The sequence below is a fragment of the Microbacterium immunditiarum genome (assembly GCF_013409785.1).
GTDB classification, from domain to species: domain Bacteria; phylum Actinomycetota; class Actinomycetes; order Actinomycetales; family Microbacteriaceae; genus Microbacterium; species Microbacterium immunditiarum.
The window spans coordinates 969615-990398 of the sequence record NZ_JACCBV010000001.1 but is presented as its reverse complement, the minus strand read 5'-3'; the positions used below and the strand labels follow the sequence as shown (position 1 = coordinate 990398).

The 20784-nt window shown below is 68.9% G+C and carries 20 protein-coding genes; 3 read left to right on the top strand and 17 right to left on the bottom strand.

From position 1 onward, the window contains the following. Positions 1–6: 6 nt before the first annotated feature. The 4 genes from ddaH to BJ991_RS04370 all read right to left on the bottom strand — a co-directional run bounded on the left by ddaH (position 7) and on the right by BJ991_RS04370 (position 2711). Positions 7–891: a dimethylargininase gene (gene ddaH, locus BJ991_RS04385; protein ID WP_218852859.1), complete on the bottom strand. Its 885-nt coding sequence runs from the start codon at positions 889–891 to the stop codon at positions 7–9. 166 nt (positions 892–1057) lie between these two features. Beyond that, the gene (locus tag BJ991_RS04380; protein ID WP_179487810.1) at positions 1058–2059 is read right to left on the bottom strand and encodes an NAD(P)-dependent alcohol dehydrogenase; all 1002 of its coding nucleotides are present in this window, start codon (positions 2057–2059) and stop codon (positions 1058–1060) included. Continuing rightward, a complete protein-coding gene (locus BJ991_RS04375) occupies positions 2056–2277 on the bottom strand; it encodes a helix-turn-helix transcriptional regulator (protein WP_179487808.1) in 222 nt (73 codons plus the stop codon). Before BJ991_RS04375 ends, BJ991_RS04380 begins: the two co-directional genes overlap by 4 nt. After that, complete coding sequence (locus BJ991_RS04370) at positions 2277–2711, bottom strand: hypothetical protein (protein ID WP_179487806.1); 435 nt, start codon at positions 2709–2711, stop codon at positions 2277–2279. Before BJ991_RS04370 ends, BJ991_RS04375 begins: the two co-directional genes overlap by 1 nt. A gap of 187 nt (positions 2712–2898) precedes the next feature. Here BJ991_RS04370 and BJ991_RS04365 point away from each other — a divergent pair, with 187 nt between their 5' ends. After that, a complete protein-coding gene (locus BJ991_RS04365) occupies positions 2899–3744 on the top strand; it encodes a PIG-L deacetylase family protein (RefSeq protein ID WP_179487804.1) in 846 nt (281 codons plus the stop codon). Positions 3745–3935: 191 nt separating this feature from the next. Then, on the top strand, positions 3936–5513 hold the full coding sequence (locus BJ991_RS04360) for an alpha/beta hydrolase (protein WP_179487802.1): 1578 nt from the start codon (positions 3936–3938) through the stop codon (positions 5511–5513). A gap of 52 nt (positions 5514–5565) precedes the next feature. Here BJ991_RS04360 and BJ991_RS04355 read toward each other — a convergent pair whose 3' ends face one another. From BJ991_RS04355 to BJ991_RS04310, 10 genes are all read right to left on the bottom strand, one after another. After that, positions 5566–6582, bottom strand: a complete 1017-nt coding sequence (locus BJ991_RS04355; RefSeq protein WP_179487800.1) for a LacI family DNA-binding transcriptional regulator — start codon at positions 6580–6582, stop codon at positions 5566–5568. A gap of 15 nt (positions 6583–6597) precedes the next feature. After that, positions 6598–7980 (bottom strand): glycoside hydrolase family 5 protein, encoded by a 1383-nt coding sequence (locus BJ991_RS04350; RefSeq protein WP_179487798.1) that lies wholly within the window; start codon positions 7978–7980, stop codon positions 6598–6600. A 19-nt stretch (positions 7981–7999) separates the two neighbouring features. After that, the gene (arfA, locus tag BJ991_RS04345; protein ID WP_179487796.1) at positions 8000–9505 is read right to left on the bottom strand and encodes an arabinosylfuranosidase ArfA; all 1506 of its coding nucleotides are present in this window, start codon (positions 9503–9505) and stop codon (positions 8000–8002) included. A 49-nt stretch (positions 9506–9554) separates the two neighbouring features. Beyond that, positions 9555–10481, bottom strand: a complete 927-nt coding sequence (locus tag BJ991_RS04340) for a carbohydrate ABC transporter permease (protein ID WP_179487794.1) — start codon at positions 10479–10481, stop codon at positions 9555–9557. Then, a complete protein-coding gene (locus BJ991_RS04335) occupies positions 10478–11407 on the bottom strand; it encodes a carbohydrate ABC transporter permease (protein WP_246301021.1) in 930 nt (309 codons plus the stop codon). The genes BJ991_RS04340 and BJ991_RS04335 overlap by 4 nt, the downstream gene beginning before the upstream one ends. 75 nt (positions 11408–11482) lie before the next feature. Continuing rightward, positions 11483–12853, bottom strand: a complete 1371-nt coding sequence (locus BJ991_RS04330; protein ID WP_179487792.1) for an extracellular solute-binding protein — start codon at positions 12851–12853, stop codon at positions 11483–11485. A gap of 188 nt (positions 12854–13041) precedes the next feature. Further along, positions 13042–13992, bottom strand: a complete 951-nt coding sequence (locus BJ991_RS04325) for a 3-hydroxyacyl-CoA dehydrogenase NAD-binding domain-containing protein (RefSeq protein ID WP_179492486.1) — start codon at positions 13990–13992, stop codon at positions 13042–13044. Beyond that, the gene (locus BJ991_RS04320; RefSeq protein ID WP_179487790.1) at positions 13992–14453 is read right to left on the bottom strand and encodes a ribose-5-phosphate isomerase; all 462 of its coding nucleotides are present in this window, start codon (positions 14451–14453) and stop codon (positions 13992–13994) included. The genes BJ991_RS04325 and BJ991_RS04320 overlap by 1 nt, the downstream gene beginning before the upstream one ends. 3 nt (positions 14454–14456) lie before the next feature. Further along, positions 14457–16196 (bottom strand): dihydroxyacetone kinase subunit DhaL, encoded by a 1740-nt coding sequence (gene dhaL / locus BJ991_RS04315; RefSeq protein ID WP_179487788.1) that lies wholly within the window; start codon positions 16194–16196, stop codon positions 14457–14459. Next, positions 16193–17176, bottom strand: coding sequence for a sugar phosphate isomerase/epimerase family protein (locus BJ991_RS04310; protein WP_179487787.1), 984 nt, complete (start codon positions 17174–17176; stop codon positions 16193–16195). Before BJ991_RS04310 ends, dhaL begins: the two co-directional genes overlap by 4 nt. A gap of 155 nt (positions 17177–17331) precedes the next feature. Between BJ991_RS04310 and BJ991_RS04305 the strand changes: the two genes are divergently transcribed. Further along, on the top strand, positions 17332–18366 hold the full coding sequence (locus tag BJ991_RS04305; RefSeq protein WP_179487786.1) for a LacI family DNA-binding transcriptional regulator: 1035 nt from the start codon (positions 17332–17334) through the stop codon (positions 18364–18366). Positions 18367–18556: 190 nt separating this feature from the next. Here the strand turns inward: BJ991_RS04305 and BJ991_RS04300 are convergent, their stop codons facing one another. The 3 genes from BJ991_RS04300 to BJ991_RS04290 are packed head-to-tail and all read right to left on the bottom strand — an operon-like array spanning position 18557 to position 20703. Then, positions 18557–18769 carry a hypothetical protein gene (locus BJ991_RS04300; protein WP_343048647.1) on the bottom strand — a complete coding sequence of 71 codons (213 nt, stop codon included), beginning with the start codon at positions 18767–18769 and terminating at the stop codon, positions 18557–18559. An 18-nt stretch (positions 18770–18787) separates the two neighbouring features. Further along, complete coding sequence (locus BJ991_RS04295) at positions 18788–20119, bottom strand: hypothetical protein (RefSeq protein WP_179487785.1); 1332 nt, start codon at positions 20117–20119, stop codon at positions 18788–18790. Positions 20120–20142: 23 nt separating this feature from the next. Beyond that, entirely contained in the window at positions 20143–20703 is a 561-nt protein-coding gene (locus BJ991_RS04290; protein WP_179487784.1) for an exonuclease domain-containing protein, read from the bottom strand. Positions 20704–20784: the final 81 nt, after the last annotated feature.

The window sequence follows — 20784 nt, the reverse complement described above, 5'->3', positions numbered from 1 at the left end:
CTCCCGTCACCGTCGCAGCTCGAGCGTGCAGCACTTGATGCCGCCGCCGCCCAGGAGCAGTTCGGACAGGTCGACGAGCACGGGGTTGTAGCCGCGCTCGCGCAGCTGCGCCTCGAAGCCCTTGGCCCGCGGCGAGATGAACACGTTCAGGCCGTCGCTGGCCGAGTTGAGCCCGAACACCGCGCCGTCGGCGTCGTCGACGAGGATCGCCTCGGGGTAGCGCTCGGCGAGGATCGCCTGGCTGCGCTCGTCGAACGCGCTCGGCAGGTAGGCGATGTTCGCGCGCTCGACGCCGCCCGGACCCTGAACGGGGTCGAGCACCGAGATCGCGGTGTCGAGGTGGTAGAAGCGCGGGTCGACGAGATTGAGCGACACGACCTCTCTGTCGAAGACCTCGCCCACCTCGCGGTGGCTGTCGCCGGTCGAGCGGAAGCCGGTGCCGGCGAGGATCGTGTCGCCGACGAGCAGGAAGTCGCCCTCGCCCTCGTTGACCTCGCGGGGATCGACGACCTCGAACCCGTTCTCGCGGAACCACTCCATGAACGCCGGGGCCTCGGGCACGCGCTCCTGGAACCGGAACTTGGCGCCGTACGCGACGCCGTCGATGGCGAAGCCGCCGTTGGCCGTGTAGACCATGTCGGGCAGGCCCGGGATCGGGTCGATCAACTGAACCTCGTGACCGAGGGAGATGTACGTGTCGTACAGCGTCTGCCACTGCCGCAGAGCCACGGCCGTGTCGGTGGGGTTCGCCGGCACCATCCAGGGGTTGATCGTGTAGCTCACCGTGAAGTGCTCGGGCCGGCACATGAGATAGCGGCGGTGCTGCTGGATGCGCGGCTGGTCGGCGGTCACGGTGGTCACGGTACGCGGTGCGGCTGTGTTCTGGGACATTTCGCTCCTCATCGGAATGGGGATGGCGGACGCTGTCCAGAGGCCCGGCGGCCCTTCGTTCCATGGTGCATCCGCACGACGAAGGGGGCGATCCGGGCACGCCGGGGAATATTGTCGCACGACTTCCTTGGCGCGCGCTCCGCAGCGTGTCGCCGGCCCCCCTCGATCAGTCCTCGACGCGCACCACGACCTTCCCCACCGTGTGCCCCGCGTCGACGTGCGCGAGCGCGTCGCGCGCCTCGTCGAACGCGAACGTCCGCTCGATCACGGGCTCGAGCTCGCCGCGCGCGACCTTCTCGAGCAGCATCGAGGTGACGGATGCCGACGCCCGCGCCGCGAGCGGGCGAAGCCGCCGCTTCGAGCCGATCGAGCGGAAGACGGCGCGCAGCATCCGCCCTATCGGGCCGAACGGCCCCTTGCCCTCCCCCGCGACCATCACGACGCTGCCGCCCTCGCGGACGAGCCGCTGCAGCACGCCCAGGGGTGCAGTGCCGCCGATGTCGATCACCGCGTCGAACGTCCCCTCGGGGAGGGTCTCGGGACCCGTCGCCCGGTAGTCGAACGTGCGCGTCGCTCCGAGCCTCTCGACGAGCGCGCGGTTGCGCTCGCCGCACAGCGCCCACACCTCGGCGCCGGACCGGGCGGCGAGTTGGACCGCAAAGCTGCCGACACCGCCGGATGCGCCGATCACGAGCACCCGGCTCCCGGCACGCACTCCGGCGAGGCGCAGCGCGTGCCACGCGGTTCCGCCCGCGAGCGGCACCGCTGCGGCGGTCGCCGGGTCGACGTCGGCCGGGCGGGGCACGACCCGGCCGAAGCGCGTCACGGCGTACGTCGCCAGACCCCCGCCGCCTCCGGAGATCTCGCCGACGACCTCGTCGCCGACGTGCGACCCGTCGACGCCTTCGCCCACGGCGACGATCGTTCCGGCGACGTCCATACCCCGGACGGGATTGCGCGGTCGGCGCAGTCCGAACCCGAGGCGCAGCACGCCGGGCTCGCCGCGCAGGAGCTTGGCGTCGGCGGAGTTGAGGCTCGTGGCGCGCACGCGCACGAGCACTTCCCCCTTGCCGGGCCTCGGCCGGTCGATCGTGCGCTGCTCGAGGATCTCGGGGCCGCCATAGGCGGGCTGGATCCAGGCGCGGGTGGTTGCGGCATCCGTGGTCATGGTGACTCCTCGGGGTACTGGAAGACGTCGTCGAGGCCGACCTCGAAGACGCGTGAGATCTGGAAGGCGAGTTCTAGCGTGGGCGAGTACCTGCCCTGCTCGATCGCGATGAGGGTCTGGCGGGTGACGCCGATGCGCTTGGCCAGCTCCGCCTGCGTGAGGCCGGCCGCCTCGCGCAGCGGGCGGATGGAGTTCGTGACGCGCGTGGGCTTGACCATCACGCGAGCCCCCGGCGGTAGGCGACCACGCGGGCGATCGCGCCGACGATGTTCGAGATCGCGAAGCCGAAGAACATCGCGTTCGCGATCCAGAACCAGTCGGCCTCGAACGCGCACAGCACGATCACCGCGAGCCCGCCGAGCACGAGGAACGCCGTCCCGACGCGCTCGCCCATGCGGGCGATGTCGCGGTCGCGCTGGTCGGACTTCCCGACCTCGTCGGGATCGCGCATGCCGGCCAGCATCCCCCACAGGATGCTCACGACGATCGTCACGACGATGGCGCCGGCGATCGTCCACAGCATGATCGGCCACCAGTCGACGTCGGTCAGCGGTCCGCCGCCGGCCGCCTGCAGCACCACGACGACGTACACGATCATCGCGATGAGCGTCACGACGAGGCTCGACCACGTGTTGCGTTCTTCGTAGACCATCGCCGGCTCCTTGGATGTCAGGTTTTCTTTACATCGACGCTACGCCGCTCCAACTCCCTGTGTCAAGAATCTTTTACACGGACGCCACGTCCGTCCACACCCGGTCAGGCGACGCCCCCGGTTCGGTTTAGGATTCCTCGACCGTCACCGCCGACAGGTCGCACCGCATCACACCCGGAGTCCCCTCATGCGCAAGCGCTGGATCGCGCTCATCGTCGTCGCGTCCGTCCTCGTCGTCCTCCTCGCCGGGGTCTACTGGGCGGGGCGCCACCTCTTCCACATGCCGACCGCGAAGGGCGTCGACTCGGTCGTCGGCGAGCTCGACGGAACGCGCGTGCTCGGGGTGTTCGCGCACCCCGACGACGAGCAGACCGTCAACGGCCTGTTCTGGCGCGCGAAGCAGCACGACGGCGCCTACACCGCGATGATCACCGCGACGCGCGGCGAGGCCGGCCACCAGACGCCGGTCGTCGCGCGGCAGGACGACCTCGGCGACGTCCGCAGGGCCGAAGCGCTCAAGAACAGCTTCAACCTCGGCGTCGACGAGCACGAGATATGGGACTACCCCGACGGCGGCGTGCCCGACGTCGACGAGGACGAGCTCGTCGACCGCGTGGCATCGGTCATGAAGCGCGTGCGCCCCGACGTGGTCGTCGCGTTCTGGCCCGAGTCGGGTGCGACCGGGCACCCCGACCACATGCAGATGGGGCGCGTCACCGAGCTCGCGGTCGCGCAGCTCGCGGAGGAGGGCGGCTCGTACCGCGGTCCCGATCACATCGTGTACACGATCAGCCCGACCGCGGCCCTCTCGATCTTCGGCGGTGAGGTCGGCGCGTTCGTCGTCGACAACCAGCCGGACCCCGAGTACGCGATGTCGGCCGAGGTCGGCAAGAAGCACGAGGGCTGGGCGATCCACGCGTCGCAGTCGAACTTCCTGCAGGAGGCGTACTACCTCCCCGCGTGGCTCGTGTACCTCCTGTGGGACCAGGAGTTCTACCACGTGCGCGACCTGACGGCCGATCCGCTCGGCTGACTCATCGGATGCCGCGCGGGCTGCAGCACCCGATTTCGGGCCTCCAGAGGCGTGACCGACGCCGGTCACCGCGCCGGACGACCGGATTTACAACGTCGTAAGAATTCTCTTTACAACGTCGTAAATCGTCAATAGCCTGGCGCTCAACCGGGCTAGGTGGAGGCTCGGCCACTTTTCAAGGAGGAACAGTGATGAGAGTTTTCCAACGGCGGACCCTCCCAGAGGAACGGGCGGACGCGGGCACCCCGCCGGCTCCCCAGATCCGCCGGGCACGCCCGCTCGCGGCCCTCGGACTCGCGTGCGTCATGGTCCTCGGCACGGTGCCGCTCGCGGCACAGGCCGACGAGCACCTGACGCCCGGACCGACCGTCTACGCGGACCCGAACTCGCCGACCGGCTACACGGGTCACTTCGTGTACTACAACCCGGATGCCACGAGCGTCCGCTTCGTCGCCGACATCCTGCTGCGCAACTGGGACGACCTCAGCGACACGACGGTCTATCAGCCGTCCGAGTACTTCCCCGGCCTCATGCGAGGCGGCGGTGCGCTGGACGTGGAGATGACCGACGCGGGCGACGGCTACTGGGTGATCGATGTTCCGCTTGCCGCCGGTGCGAACCAGTACTGGTTCTACGTGAACAACAACACGAGCCTGTGGGTGACCGACCCGGCGAACTCGCCGATCTACGCACCGGACGGTCTGACGGGCACGGCTCGCCGCGCCTTCAACAAGGTCTTCGTGCCGTACGACGCCGAGAAGCAGAACTTCGGCCCGCTCGCCGCTCGCCAGATCGAGCTGCCGCGTGAGGATTCGGACAAGGGCACGTGGAGCTACGTCGAGCTCCCGGGCGTGCCGCCGCTGAACGGCATCCCGCGCACGGTCGGCGTGTACCTCCCGCCGGACTACGACCCGAACCGCGCAGAGCCGTACAAGACGATCTACATGCAGCACGGCGGCGGTCAGGACCAGTCCGACTGGATGAACATGGGCAACGTCCCTGTCATCATGGACAACCTGCTCGACGACGGCACCACCGAGCCCGCGGTCGTCATCACGACGAACACGAACTACCTCGGAGGCGCCGGAAACCAGGCCGTCCTGGGCGACGCGTATCCCAACCTGCGCAATGTCGTGATCCCGTTCGTCGAGGCGAACTACAACGTCTCGACGAAGGCGATCGACCGGGCGTTCGCGGGCCTGTCGGCGGGTTCCTTCGTGACCCAGAACCTGATCCGGGACGATGCCGACCAGTTCGCGTACTACGGCCCCTGGAGCGGTGGCGCGAGCGTTCCCACCACCACACCGGACCTGCTCTACCCGTACATCCACTACGGCGCGGGCGCGTGGGACTTCGGTCTGCCCAACCCGAACACGGTTGCCAACCTCGACAACTTCGGGTTCATCGAGAACACGACGGTTGCCGGTGCGCACGACTTCAACGCCTGGAACCAGCTGTTCTCGATCTGGGCACGCGATTACCTCTGGCACCCCGAGGCGTTCATTCAGGACGAGATCGGGCAGCTGAAGGACAACGTCGCGGCGACGAGCCTGAACAAGGGCAACAAGAACGCCCTCACGGTCAAGCTCGACCAGGCGCTGACGCTCATCGGCAAGGGCAAGAGCGTCGAGGCGCTCGAGGTGCTCGACGGCTACACCACGCAGGTGGCCGACTTCGTGGCGAACGGCAAGGTGACCGAGGAGGAGGCGGCGGGACTCACAGCCCTCGCCGACCAGATCACGGCCAACCTGAGCCACTGGCTGGACTGATCATCCGCTGAGAAGGGTTGCCGGCGAGGACCTCCTCGTCGGCAACCCTTTCCTATGGAATGACGGATGCGGACGGGGCTGTCGAGTCGCGGACGATGAGCGTCGTGGCGAGCTCCACCCGCGTGACCTCCGTTGTCGGGGCGTCGGCGAGCCCGAGCAGAAGACGCGTCGCCTGCTCCGCCATCTCGCGCACGGGCTGGTGGATCGTCGTGAGCCGCGGATTCGCGAGCTCCGCGATCGCGAGGTCGTCGAAGCCCACGACCGACAGGTCATCCGGCACCGCGATGCCCAGCGCGTTCGCCGCGTGCAGCACCCCGAGCGCCTGGATGTCGCTGCCCGCGAAGATCGCCGTCGGAGTCTCGCTCCCGCTCAGCAGTCGCATCGCGTGCAGCTCGCCGCTCTCGAGTCGGAACTCCCCGAATCGGACCCACTCGGGCCGGACGGGCAGGTGTGCCGAGGTCATCGCGGCGCGGAATCCGTCGATCCGGGCCACGGCCGACATGACGTCGCGCGGGCCGCTGAGAGCGGCGATGCGCCGGTGGCCGAGGTCGATGAGGTGGCGGGTGGCCGCGAGCCCGCCCGACCAGTTCGCGGAGCCTATCGCAGGAATGCCCGGGTCAGGATCGCCTGCGGGATCGATCACGACGAACGGGATGCCCCGCGCGCTCAGCTTCTGCTGGCCCTCGCGCGACAGTCCCGCGAAGAGGAGGATGACGCCGGTGGGCGCTCGGCGCACGACGGAGTCGAACCACTCCGGCCCGGGGCCTTGGCGGTCGCCGCTGACCGAGAGCGAGATCGCGAGTCCCACCTCGGCCGCGGCCTCGCGCACGCCCTCGATGATCGCGAGGGCCCACTCGCCGTCGAGCTCGTCGAGCACGACCTCGATGTACTCCCGGCGCTTCTTGCTCTTGCGCCGCCGGTACCCGCTCTCGCGCAGCTGCTCCTCGACGAGTGCGCGCGTCGCCGACGACACATCCGCGGCGCCGTTGAGCACCTTGGAGATGGTCGTCATGGAGACCCCCGTTCGAGCGGCGATCTCCTTGAGGGTCACTCGCTGGGTCTGCGGCATCGTTCGACCGGGGGTTCAGCGCGCGGCGCGCTCGAGGATCGCGGCCAGTCCCTCGCGGATGCGGCAGTTGCGGATGGCGAACGCGTCGGCGAGCCGCTCGGCCTCGTCGGGGCCCACGCCCTCGAACGCGCGCGCGAACTCGTCGACCATCGCCTCGGCGAGCATGACGTGACGGACGTGCCCGTGGATCCACCGGCGCGCACCCCACGGGTAGGGCTGGAAGTCGGGGAACTCGGTCTCGAAGAGCCGCTCGATCGGGTCGAGGACGTCGCGGATGCCGGCATCCGTCGACCCCCATGAGTCGACGCCCAGCCGCGCCTTCTTCTCGAGCACCGGCGCGATGCGGCGCAGATACTCCGATTCCGGATCGACCGTGACCACGCCCTGGAGCCCGATGTCCTTGTACGTCCACAGCGCCCAGCTCGCATCGTGTCGGTCGTAGATCTCGAGTTGGTCCTGCAGAAGCTGATACCGCTGCTCGTCGCGGGCGGGGTCGCCCGTGTAGACCGGCCCGAACTCCCCGACCCAGATGGGCGTGCCCGTCTCGCGCATGTACGCGGTGCGCTGCAGGAAGGTCTCCTCGACACGGTCGCGATCCACGTACTCGCCGCGGGAGACGCCCGGGTACGGGCCGCCGTCCACGAAACCGGGAAGCGCATAGTCGTGCGCGGTGTAGACCGTGTTCGGCAGCGGGTCGCCCAGCTGGTCGAACTGCGTCGAGTACCGGTTGCCGTCGAGGAAGAGGATGTGGTCGGGGTCGACCGCCCGGATCGCCGCCTCGAGCCGCCGGTAGAAGGGGCCGATCGCGTCGCCGTGCGCATCGGCGGGCTCGTTCACCGGGTTGTACCCGGCCACCCACGGGTTGCCCCGATAGTGCTCTGCGATGTGCTCCCACAGGTTGACGACCCGATCCTGGAACTGCCGCTGCTCCCAGAAGTGCGCCCATTGCGTCGGGTTGTCGCTGTGCCAGTGCTGGTTCTGCGCGCCGGGCAGCGCGTGCAGGTCGAGGATCGTGTAGATGCCGTGCGCCGCGCACGCGTCGACGACACGATCGAGGAGCGCGAACCCCTCCTCCTCGATGACGAACGGCTCGGCGTCGGACTCGAAGTGCCGGTAGTTGAACGGGATGCGCAGCGAGTTCAGGCCGAGGGAGGCGAGGTATGCGGCATCCGCGTCGGTGAAGAACTCGCGCAGGAAGCGCGCGAAGAAGCGCTCGGATCCCTCCTCGCCCAAAACGCGCCGCAGGGCGCGGCGCTGCTGGGACTCCGATCCGGCGTATCCGGTGATGAAGTTCTCCATGTTCATCCACCCGCCGAGGCCGAAGCCCCGCAGGATCACCGGTGTGTCGCCCGCCACGATGCGGGTGCCGTCGACGCGGAGCACGCTCGACTGCGTCATCCGCTCCTCCTCTCCGTGATCAGCCCAGGGTCAGCACGGTCCACGAGACGGGAGGGAGGGTGACCGTCACGGTCCCGTCCCCGATGCGCGCGGACCCGTTCGGCCGCGGCACGACGCGGTCCTGGCGGGCGAGCGTGTTCGCCGCGTGGATGTCGTCGTCGAACAGCGACGTCGCCTGGGCGCTCTCGACCTCGCCGAGCGCGCGCGTGTCGATCTCGAGGGTCACCTCGTCGGTGAGGCTCCGGTTCACGGCGAAGATCGTCGTGCCGCCGTCGTCGTGCGTCGCGACCGCGTCGACGAGCGGCACCTCGCCGTATCGCGCGGTGTCGTAGGTCGGGCTGTCGAGCTTGAGCTCGAGCGCAGTGGCCCGCGCGAGCTTCGACGTCAGCGAGAACGGGTAGAACGTGGTCTGCCGCCATGCCTGCCCGCCCGGCTCGGTCATGATCGGAGCGATCACGTTGACGAGCTGCGCCAGGCTCGCGGCCGTGACGCGGTCCGCGTGGCGGATGAGCGAGATGAGGAGGCTCCCGAACACGACGGCGTCGAGGACGGAGTACGAGTCCTCGAGCAGGCGCGGCGCGACCGGCCACGTCTGGACGTCCGTGATCCGCTCGACCTCCTGGTAGCGCGACTGGTACCAGACGTTCCACTCGTCGAAGGAGATGTTCATCGTCTTGTCGCTGCGCAGGACGGCCTTGACCGAGTCCGCCGTCGCGATGACGGCATCGATGAAGCGGTCCATGTTGACGCCGGAGGCGAGGAAGCTCCCGAAGTCGTCGCCCTCCGGCTCGTAGTACGCGTGGCACGAGATGTAGTCGACGCAGTCGTACGTCTTCTCGAGGACGACGCGCTCCCACTCGCCGAAGGTCTCCATCTGGGCGCTCGAGCTGCCGCACACGACGAGCTCGAGGCCGGGATCGATCTGCCGCATCGCCGCGGCCGTGGTCGCCGCGAGCTGCGCGTACGCCTCGGGGGTGCTGTGCCCGAGCTGCCACGGCCCGTCCATCTCGTTGCCGAGGCACCACATGCGGATGTTGTGGGGCTCAGGTCGTCCGTTCGCGACGCGTCTGTCGGCCCAGTACGTGCCCGACTCGAGGTTCGCGTACTCGAGCACGTCGAGCGCCTCGAGCACACCGCGCGTGCCGAGGTTCACCGCGTACATGAGCTCGCTGCCCACACCCTCGAGCCAGGTCGCGAACTCGTCGAGCCCGATCTGGTTCGTCTCGGTCGAATGCCACGCCAGGTCGAGGCGGCGCGGGCGCTGGTCGCGCGGGCCGATGCCGTCCTCCCACCGGTACCCCGAGACGAAATTGCCGCCCGGGTAGCGGATGGTCGAGACGCCCAGCTCCTTGACGAGATCGACGACGTCACGGCGGAAGCCGTTCTCGTCGGCCGTCGGATGCCCCGGCTCGTAGATGCCGTCGTACACGCACCGGCCCAGGTGCTCGACGAAGGATCCGAAGAGCCTGCGATTGATGGGGCCGACCGTGAAATGCGGGTCGATGGTGAGGTGTGCGCGGATCATGCTTCTCTTCCGGAGCAGGAGCGGTGGCGGCGAAGGTCCGGGGGGCGGATCACTTGAGGCTTCCGATCGACAGGCCGCCGCGCCAGTACTTCTGAAGCGTCAGGAACGCGATGATCAGCGGGATCACCGAGACGAGCGAGCCGAGGATGATGATGCTCCACAGCGACTGCCCGCCCGCGGCGCCGTACGTCGACGCGGTCGACTGCCACACGCCGATGCCGACGGTCACCGGGAAGAGACGGTTGTCGGAGAGCATCACGAGCGGCAGGAAGAAGTTGTTCCACGAAGCGACGACCGACAGCAGGAGCACCGTCACGATCGCCGGCCTCATCATCGGCAGCGCCACCTGCAGGAAGGTGCGGAACTCCCCCGCCCCGTCGACCCGGGCCGCGTCGAGCAGCTCGTCCGGCACCGCGTCGCGCGCGTACACGTTCATGAGGTAGACGCCGAACGGGTTGAGCAGCGTCGGGACGATGACCGCCCAGATCGTGTTCGTCCAGCCGATCTGCGCGAAGAGGACGAACGTCGGGATCACCAGTGCCGTCGTCGGCACCATGACCGCGCCGAGCAGGATCGCGAACGAAGCACGCCGGCCGAAGAACCGGTACTTCGCGAAGCCGTAGCCCGCGAGCACCGCGAGCACAGTCGCGCCGACGCCGCCGAGGAGCGCGTAGAGGGCGGAGTTGCCCAGCCAGCGGGCGTAGATCCCGCCGCTGTAGGTGAAGAGATCGATGAGGTTGCCGATGTAGTCGATGTCGCCGCTGAACCACAGCGCGCTGTCCCCGCCGAAGAGGCCTGCCGCGCTCTTGGAGCTGTTCACGATCAGCCACCAGAACGGCACCAGGAAATACACCATCAGCACCCCGAGGACGATGCTGAGGGGGATGCGTCCGGGCGTTCGAGGGGACCTGCGCCGCTCGACGGCGCCCGGCTCGGCGGCAGGTGCGCCGGTGAGCTCCATGGGCGTGACGGTCATGAGAAGAAGCTCCCTCGCTTGCGAGTGGCGAACAGGAAGATGTAGACGCACACGAACACGACCGCCCCGAGCGCGAACGAGATCGCGGCCCCGTAGTTCTGGTTCGCCAGCGAGAAGGCCTGCTGGAACGCGTACATGTTCGGTGTGAAGTCATCGGGAATCGCGCCGGCGGCGAGCTGCTGCAGGATCTTCGGCTCGTTGAAGAACTGCAGGGTCCCGATGAGCGCGAACACGAGGATCAGCAGCAGCGCCGGCGCGAGGAGCGGGATCTTGATTCGCAGGACGATCTGCCACTGCGACGCCCCGTCGATGCGGGCCGCCTCGTACAGGGTCGGGTCGATCCCCTGCAGAGCGGCGTACAGGATGATCATGTAGTAGCCCGCCCACTGCCACGTCACGATGTTGAGCAGGCCCCAGAAGATCAGGCTCCGGCTCAGGAAGTCAGGGGCCTGAGCTCCGAAAATCCCGAAGATCTCCGCGAGCGGGCCGAAGTTGTCGCTGTACAGGAACCCCCACATGAGGGCGCCGATCACGGTCGGGATCGCGTACGGCATGAAGATCATGAGCCGTGAGAACCGGGCGAACCGCGTCACCACGATGTCGAGGATGAGCGCGATCGCGAGCGATATCGCCATCTGGAACGGGATGAGCACCAGCGAGAACCGGATGACGAACCACACGCCGTCGAGGAACGACGGGTCGGTGAAGGCTTTCGCGTAGTTGCCGAAGAGGACGAACCTCGTGCCTCCGATGAGCGACTTCTGGAAGAGGCTCAGGTAGAGCGCGAAGCCGATCGGCAGCACGAGCATGGCGAGGAAGACGATCCCGAATGGTCCGACGAAGAGCCAGCCGAACAGGTTCTGTCGAGCGGCGGTGGAGCGTCGGCGCCCCTTCATCGTCATCGGGGTGGCTGTTGAGGCGGTCATGATTTCTCCGGGTATGAGGGGATGACCGAGGGCCGGTCCGCGCGAGCACGGACCGGCCCTCCGTGACGTGACGCGTCAGTTGACGGTGAAGCCTTGCTCCTCCGCGTACGCCACCAGATCCTCCTGCAGGGCGTCGGCGGCTTCGGAGCCGGTGACCTGGCCGTCGTTGATCGCCGCGATCTGGTCCGTGAGCGCGGAGTAGTAGTACTGGCCGAGAGGCGTGTAGGTCATGCCCTCGTAGGCGTTGGCCGCCGGCACGTACACATCCTTGTTCGCCTGCTGGCCGCTGAAGAAGGGCACCTCGTAGTTGAGGAAGTCGTCCGAGTCCAGCACGTTCACGTTGAGCGGGAAGATGATCTGGTTCTGCCAGCCATCATCGAGCGACGCCTGGTCGGCGTAGACGCCGAACGCCACCTTGGCAGCGAGCTCGGGGTTCGACGCCTGGCTCGACACCGAGAACGCCGATCCGCCCCAGTTGATGGCGACGGGGCTGCTGGGATCCCACTGCGGCATCGGAGCGGTCGCCCAGACGCCCGCGTCGGCGCCCTCGCCGACACCAGCGCCCTGGAGGTAGCCGGGCGCCCACGCAGCCGAGAGGTAGGTCGCGTAGTTGCCGTTGATCACACCCGCGATGTACTCGGGGGTGAACTGGTCCTCCGTGCCCACGAGGCCCTTCTCGACCAGGCCGGCCCAGAAGTCGAGCACTTCCTTGATCTCAGGACTGTTCAGCTCGATGCCGATCTGTCCCTCGTTCGCGGGGTCGTACTCGAACGGCTCGGCGCCGTTCTGGTAGAAGAGCGCCGTCACGTAGGCGGGCTGGTTCGCCGCGAAGCTCGCGAAGAACGGACCGCCCGCGTCCTTGACCTTCTGCGCCGTGGCCTCGAGCTCGGTCCACGTCGTGGGCGGCGTGACGCCGTACTGCTCGAAGATGTCGGTGCGGTAGATCATGCCCATCGGGCCGCCGTCGATCGGAGCGCCGTAGATCCCGTCGCCGACCGAGACGTCCTTCCACGCGCCGTCGCTGAAATTGTCCTTCACGTCCTCGTAGCCGAGGTCCTTCAGGTCGACCAGGGCGTCCTGCGCCTGGAAGGTCGCGATGCGGTCGGCCTCGACCATCATGACGTCGGGTGCGCCGCTGCCGGCCGAGATCGCGGTCTGGAACTTGTCGTATGCTTCGCCGCCGGCGCCGACGTTGGTCCAGCAGACCTGGACGTCGTCGTTCGCCTCGTTGAAGTTGTCGACCACGAGCTCGGAGTTCGGGTACCACGCCCAGAGCGTGACGACCGGGGCATCCGGCTTCTTGATCTCGTTCTCGCAGTTCGAGGCGGAGTCGCCTCCGCCGCCACCGCCGTTGTTGTCACCCCCGCCGCCACCGGCGGAGCAGGCGACGAGCGCGCCCGCAAATGCGAGCGCCGTGATCACAGCAAAAACAGGCCTTGTCTTCACTGGAGTTCCTTTCGGTTGCTGGACTTCTTCGTCGGTGCGTGACCGTGGGAGGTAGTGTTGCGAGCCGCCGGGTGACGACTCTTTCCACCTGGTCTACAACGTTGTAGAGCAACGTTGTAGACACTTTGGCACCGGTCCCCGACGGTGTCAAGAGTCCCCCGTGAATTTCCTGTTCGGGCCCGAAACTCTCAGTAGTCGACGGGCGCGGGACCGAGGTCGCGCAGGAGCGCGGAGAGGGCCGCGTACGCGTCGTCGCGGTACGCCGCGAGGTCCGGAGCCTTCTCCGGGGAGGTCGCGAGGAACCCGCGACCCGACTTGACGCCCTTGTCTGCGCGCTCGACCTTCTCGCGCAGGGCGGCGGGCTCGGTGAAGCGATCCGGATACGCCGCGTGCAGCGAGCGGTAGCAGAACTCGTAGACGTCGAGCCCCGCGATGTCGGCGATGGCGAACGGCCCGAAGAAGGGCAGCCGGAACCCGAACGTCGTCCGCACGATGAGATCGATCGCCTCCGGGGTCGCCACACCCTCCTCCACGAGACGAGCCGCCTCGCCGAAGAGCGCGTACTGCAGCCGGTTGAGCACGAACCCGGTCACGTCCTTGATGGGCACTCCGACCTTGCCGGATTCGGCGAGGAGATCGACCACGCGGGTCACGACCTCGGGCCGAGTGCCTTCGTGCGGGATCACCTCGACCCCGGGCACGAACGTCGCCGGATTGCTGAAGTGGACGCCGAGGAACCGCTCGGCACCCGCGACGGCCTCGGCCAGCGTGGCGATCGAGATGGTGGAGGTGTTGCTGCCGATGAGCGTGTCGGGGCGGCATCCGGCGCTGATGCGACGCAGCGTCTCGTGCTTGAGCTCGAGGATCTCGGGGACGGCCTCCTCGACGAAATCGACGTCTGCCACCGCGTCCTCCAGTGTCGCCGCGGCCGTCAGTCGCGCGGCGACGCGCTCCTCCGCGTCGGCGGGAAAGATCCCACGCTCGGCATACGCGCCCGCCTCGCGGACGAGGCGCTCGCGATTGGTCGCCGCGAGCTCGGCGCTCGCATCGGCGAGGACGACGTCCCGGCCGGCCAGCGCCAGGACCTGCGCGATCCCTCCGCCCATGTACCCCGAGCCGACGACCGCCACTCTCCGGATCACCGCGATCCCCCTTCGTAGCGGTCGATGAGACCGACCTTCGCGGCGGACGCGGACTCGGGATCGAACCGATGCTCGAGCCACTCGCCGACGAGCTTCTTCGCCAGCTCGAGCCCGATGACGCGGGCGCCGAGCGTGAGCACCTGCGCGTTGTTGCTCTTGACCGAGCGCTCGACCGAGTAGCTGTCATGGGCCGTGACGGCACGGATGCCGCGCACCTTGTTCGCCGCGATCGCGACGCCCAGCCCGGTGCCGCACACGAGGAGCGCCCGGTCGGCCTCCCCTCGCGCGACGATGGTCGCCGCCGTCACGGCGACGTTCGGGTACGGCGTAGTCTCCGTGCGCGCCACTCCGACGTCCACGACCCCGTCCACGCGCGGGTCGGCCTCCAGCAGCTCGCGGAGCGCCTCCTTGTAGGCGAAGCCGGCGTCATCCGCGCCGACGACGATCTTCCATCCCATGCGTCACTCCGCTTCTTCGGGCTCGTCGGATGCCGCGACCGCGGCCACCGCGTCGACGATGAGCGCGAACGACGTCGCCCCGGGATCGGGGTGACCGATGCTCCGCTCGGCGAGCGGCCTCGCGCGGCCTCGACGGGGCGTCATCGGCGCGGTCGCGTCCGCGCCCGCACGGGCGGCGGCTGCGGCATCCGTCGATGCCGACCGCAGGTCCGCGCCCGCCCGCACGCGCTCCGTCAGGGTCTCGGCGTAGGGCGAGAGCGCGTCGAGCATCGTCTTGTCGCCGGGACTCGCGCCGCCGAGCTCGACGACTCTCGTGCACGCGTCGGTGACGGCATCCGCGACATCGCTCGCCGTGAGCTCCTCGGGAGAGCCGAGCGACGCGCCGAGCTGTGCGAGCGCGGCGCCCCACAGCGCACCGGACGTGCCTCCGGCGACCTCCGACCACGCGTCGCCGGCCGCCTGGAGCAGCTCGCGCACGCCGGTCGCCTCCTGGGCCTTGCCGGATGCCTCGACCGCCGCCGTGAGGCCGCGCAGCATCCCGATGCCGTGGTCCCCGTCGCCCGCGACCGCGTCGAGCTCACCGAGCTCGTCGACATGGGCCACCACGGTGTCTCGTGCCGCACGGAGGAGGCGTCGCGCGATTCGCGCCGCGGCCCGCGAGGCGGGCGTCGCCTCGACCACGGTGCCCGGTTCCGCTGCGTCGACTGGGGCCTCTTCGGCCAGGCGGCGCGTGCCCGACGAGCGTGTCGCGACATGACCCTTGCGGAAGGCGGGTGACGACGCGGGCGCCGTCCACAGCTCCTCCAGCTCGTCGTCGAGCCACATCACCGTGAGCGAGACGCCGGCCATGTCGAGGCTCGTGACGAATTCGCCGCACTCCGGGTCGACCACTTCGATGCCCTGCGCCTCGAGGTGGTCGACGACGTAGCCGAACAGCACATACAGCTCCTCGTACTTGACCGAGCCCAATCCGTTCAGGATCACCGCCGCACGCCGGGAGTCGGCCGGCCGCTCGGCGAGGAGCGGCGCGGCGAGCGTCACCGCGAGCTCGGGGGCCGGCTGGAGGCGAACGTCGCGCACGCCGGGTTCGCCGTGGATGCCCAGGCCGATCGACATCTGCCCTTCCGGAACCTCGAACAGCGGATGGTCGGCGCCGGGCAGCGTGCAGCCCGCGAACGCCACGCCGTGGCTGCGTGTGCGGCTGTTCGCGAGGGCGGCGAGCCGCTCCACCTCGTCGATCGAGTCGCCTCGCTCGGCGGCCGCGCCCGCGACGTGGAATACGCACACGATGCCCGCGATGCCGCGTCGCTCGTCGCGTCCTTCGGGCGGTGCGCTCGCGACGTCGTCCGTGATGAGCACCGTCCGCGCATCGACCCCCTCGGCGCGCAGCCGGCGCTCGGCCTCCCCGAGGTGGAGGATGTCGCCCGCGTAGCGGCCGTACGTGAAGAGGATGCCCCCGCCCGCGTCGGCCGCGTGTGCGACGCGCATCGCCTGGGCGGTCGACGGGGACGTGAAGATGTTGCCGCACACCGCTCCCGCCGCGAGGCCCGGACCCACGTATCCGGCGAACGCGGGATAGTGCCCGGAGCCGCCGCCGATGATGACGGCGACCTTGCCGCGATCGAGCGGATCGGCTCGCACGACTCCTCCGTCGACGAGGGCGATCTCGTCGCGATGTGCCCGCGCGAACCCGCGAAGCGCGTCGGAGACGAAGGCATCCGGGTCGGCGAAGATTCGGGTCATGAACGGACCTCCGCTCCGTGCGACTGACGCACTCGGCTTCGACCGAGGGCGTACTCGCGCCGCGGAAGCACCCGCTCGCGCAGGTAGTCGCGGTTCGTCGCGCTCACTGAGAGGCCGTCGCCGCCGTAGTGCTCGACGCAGATGACACCCTGAAACCCGCTGCGGAGCGCGATCTTCACCGCCGAGCGGTAGTCGATGAGGCCGAGCTCGAGCGAGGTCGGCACGGTCGAGTACAGGCCCGCCGCGGTGTCCTCGTCGCGCGTGTAGTTCTTCACGTGCCAGAAGTTCGCGTACGGCATTGTCGCCTCGGCGATCGCGCGCCAGTCCTCGACCGGCTCGTGCAGGCGGATGAGGTTCCCGATGTCGGGGTTGAGGCCGACGACGTCGAGTCCGATATCCTCGACGAGGCTCAGGGCCGACCCCGCGGTGCCGAGGAACGTGTGCTCGTACAGCTCGAGCGACAGGAGGAGACCGACCTCGCCGGCGTGGCGTCCGAGCTCGCGGAATCTGGTCACGGCGAGCCGCCACGCATCCTCGTCGAGGAGCGGATCCCGATGGCCCTCGACCGTCCAGAACCAGAGCGCTTCGCGTTGGGCCGGCGTCAGCGCACGGTGCAGCCCGAACGACACCACCGAGACGCCGAGCTCCGCCGCAACCTCGATCGTGCGGTGCGCGTACGCGAGGTACTCGTCGCCGTGCTCCTCATCGATCACGCTGCGGCGGATCGCGGAGAGGGAGACGGCGCGCAGGCCCGCTGAACCGAGGCACTGCCGAAGGGCAGCGACGCCTTCGCGGCCGAGGTCGCCGTAGCGGACCCACGAGTCGGTGAGGTCGACGTCGGTGAAGCCCGCGTCACCCACTTCGTTCAGATCCGCGAGCCATCGCGCGACCGACGATTCGGACGCGCCCGCCGCGTTCGGGTGGGCATCGCCCAGAGACAGCATCGCGGCGGCGATCGGCCAGTCTGTCGCGCTCAGCATGGTCCGTCCTCTCTGACGTTCTCTGCCGCGGGATACACTACTTTACAACGTTGCATTTCTCACGATGCATTTCTTGGGAGGCACCGGGGTCCAGGCGTCCGCGAGGAGGCCTCGATCGCAGTAGATTGATTCGGAAGTTGGACGGGGGAGCATCGATGGGACCGACGATGCACGACGTCGCACGGGTGGCCGGCGTCTCTATCAAGACGGTGTCGAACGTCATCAACCACTACCCGCACGTGCGCCCGGGCACTCGCGACCGCGTGAACGCGGCGATCGAGAAGCTCGACTATCGACCGAACCTGTCCGCGCGCGGGCTCCGCTCCGGCCGCACCGGGGTGATCGGACTCGCCGTCCCCTCGCTTCGCGAGAACTACTTCGCCGAGCTCGCGGATGCAGTGATCCGGGCCGCCGAGAAGCGGGGCCTCGGCGTCATGGTCGAGCAGACCAGCGGCAGCCGCGACGCCGAGCTGCTCGCCGTGTCGTCCAGCCGCCCGCGCTTCCTCGACGGGCTGCTCTTCAGCCCCGTGAGCCTCGGCCAGGATGATGCCGAGGCACTGGTCACGGATGCGCCGCTCGTCCTCCTCGGCGAGCGCATCTTCGACGGTCCGACCGACCACGTCACGATGCACAACATGTCGTCGGCGCAGGCCGCCGTCGACCATCTCATCGAGATCGGCCGCCGCCGCATCGCCGTGATCGGCGCGGAGCTCGACGGCGACGACGAGGCGAGCTCTGCGAGCCTGCGCCTGAGGGGCTACCGGCGCGCGCTCGAGCAGGCGGGCATCGCGCTCGACCCGACCCTCGTGCGGCAGACGGCGATGTCGCAGTGGAACCGCGCGGGCGGCGCCGCCGCGGTGCATCGCCTCGTCGACGAGGGAGTCGACTTCGACGCGGTGTTCGCGCTCAACGACACGCTCGGCCTCGGCGTGCTGCGCGCCCTCGTCGAAGAGAAGGTGCGCGTGCCCGACGACGTCGCGGTGATCGGGTTCGACAACATCGACGAGAGCAAGTACTCGATTCCCTCGATGTCGACAGTCGACACGGGTCGGGACGAGATCGCTCGCATCGCCGTCGACCGGCTCATCGATCGCATCAACGAGAAGGGCGAGCGCCGGCCGCCCGAGACGTTCAAGCCCGACTTCCGCATCGTGCGCCGCGAGTCCACGGGGTTCGTCAGCACCGAGTAGCGACTGACACGGCCACCTCTCGGATGCCGCCTCCGCAGCGGCGCGAGCGGCGGTCCTTTCCCGTGAAAGGTTCACCCGGCGAACCGGTCTCGGCGTAGGAGATGACGCCGGGGCAGGAGCGAAGCCCGGGTCTCGGTCCTACACCCGCACCATCGCCTACGCCGGGAACGAGGCGCGAACTCCGCGCACCTCAGTTCCGCGAGGACGCGTCGACCACCTCGGGAACCGGCTCGACGGCGGGAAGCACCACGAGGAAGAACGCCGCGACCGGCCCGAAGAACACCAGCAGGAAGAACCACGCGAGCGCTGAACGATTGCGGGTGCGCGCGTACCCGGCGCCGAGGAGCGCCACGCTCGTCCAGAGGGCCGACACCATCGAGGTCACGCTGGCCAGATCATCCACAGCGCGACTCCAGCGGCCTCAGTGGGCGTCGCCCGACGCGGCATCCGCTTGGATGCGCTCGATGTACTCCGCGATCGTGGGCATGAGCATGAGGCGCTCGCGATAGAACGTGTTCACGAGGTTCACGACGAGCGCCTGTGCGGCGGCGACCTCGGCCGACCGCGCCTCGCCGCTCTGCTGGCCTTCGAGGGTCCGGCGCAGGCGGAGCATCGCCGCGACGAGCTCGGACTCCGCCTCGCCCTCGAGCGTCTGCACGATCTGCATCACCAGGGCGTCGGCTTGGTCCTGCACCTGCTCGATCGGGATCGACGAGCCCCCCTGCGTCGCGTTGTCGAGAGTCCGGATGAGCGACCACACCTGGTACAGCGTCGTCGCCGGCTCGTCGAACAGCTCGCGCACGAACGCCGCGTCCATGTGCCGGCCCGACAGGCGGAACACGTTGTACATCCGCTTCGCGGCCTTGCCGTAGTTCAGGTCGTACGTGAGGTACTTGCGCACCTCGCCCTCGAGCGCCGTGACGTACTCGTCGAGCGCGTCCTCGCTGACGAACTGCGCCACTTTCGCGAAGGTGGGAACGGATGCCGCCTCGAGGTAGATCTCCTGGAAGTAGGCGTCCAGGTAGCCGTCGAGAGGGACGATGTCGCCGTCGGGCGCCTCCCACGTGACGTCGATCACGTTGCTCGCGTTCGAGAGCCCTCCGCGCTCGGGGTCGGTCACGACCCAGTCGAGCTTGCACCACCCGGGGTCGAGGGCGACCTCCTCCCACTTCAGCTCGATGGGCTCGGCATCCGCGCGCTCGACGACCTGCACGCCGGCCTCGACGTCCGCGAGCGTCCAGCTCACGGGGCTCCCCTTGCGCACGGCCGCACCCCGGACCGTCCCGTCGACCTGGTGCGTGCCGAACTTCGCCTCGAGGAACTGAAAAGTCGGCCCCTGTCGGTGCGAGCGCACGTGCTCGCGCATCAGGTGCGCCATGATCGCGCACGCCTTCTCGCGCGTGTCCGCCTTGATGTTGAGTCGCTGGAAGTAGTCGGCATCGCCCGGGTAGGTCTGGATCTTCGACTGCGCCGCCGAGCCCGACAGGGCGAGCGCGCTCTCCGCCCCGTCGCCCTTCACCTCCACGATCTCGCCGATGCGCCGGAAGCGCACGACGTCCTTCGGGCTGAAATCGAGCATCGTCGGCCGGTAGCCGTACGTGCCGCTTTCGAGGTCGACTTCGAGCGCGTCCTCGCCCGCCTCCGCGGCGATCGCGGCGAGCCATCGGATGCTCTCGGCCTCGTCCATCTCGACGCCGAGGCGCCCCGCCGACTCCATGATCTTCTGCAGCTCGGCGGTGTGGTCCACGTCCATTGCGTGCTCCTCTGACGGCGGCGTCAATCGGATCCGCGGTGCGCGGTCTCCCGCATCCGGCGAAACAGCTCGGCTTGATCGCGCGCGTCCCCAAGGGCATTGTGCGACAGATGACGCCCCCCGAGATAGAGCGGCGACAGCACACGCATGCTCGTGTCGGCCCACGAGCTGCCCGCCAGGCCCATGTAGTACGCCTTGATGTCGAGCGCCGCGTGCCCGAACGGGTTGCGCCCGAGGAACCGGCGGAAGTACGTGTCGACGAACATCCAGTCGAACGGCGCGTTGAAGGCGGTGAACACCGGCGTGTGGCCTTCGGGCGTCGCGAGACGGATCCACTCGTCGAACCGGCGCATCGCCTCCGCCGGCTCGACGCCCTCGACGAGGAGCCGCTCGATCGACAGGCCGCTCACCGCGAGCGCCTCATCGACCACCTGTTCCGACAGCGGCTTCAGCTCGACGGAGAACCCCGTGTCGGGGTCGTCGACGACGCACGCGCCGATCGACAGCAGTGAGTACTCCGCGGGGTTCGGGCCGGCCGTCTCGACGTCGACGCTGATGAAGGTCTCGGGGCGCGCCGTGTGCACAGGGTCATCCTGCCGCACGCGCGGGCTCACGGCGCGCGTGGGGCCGCTGCGTCGCGATCAGGCTTCTGCACCGAGAACAGG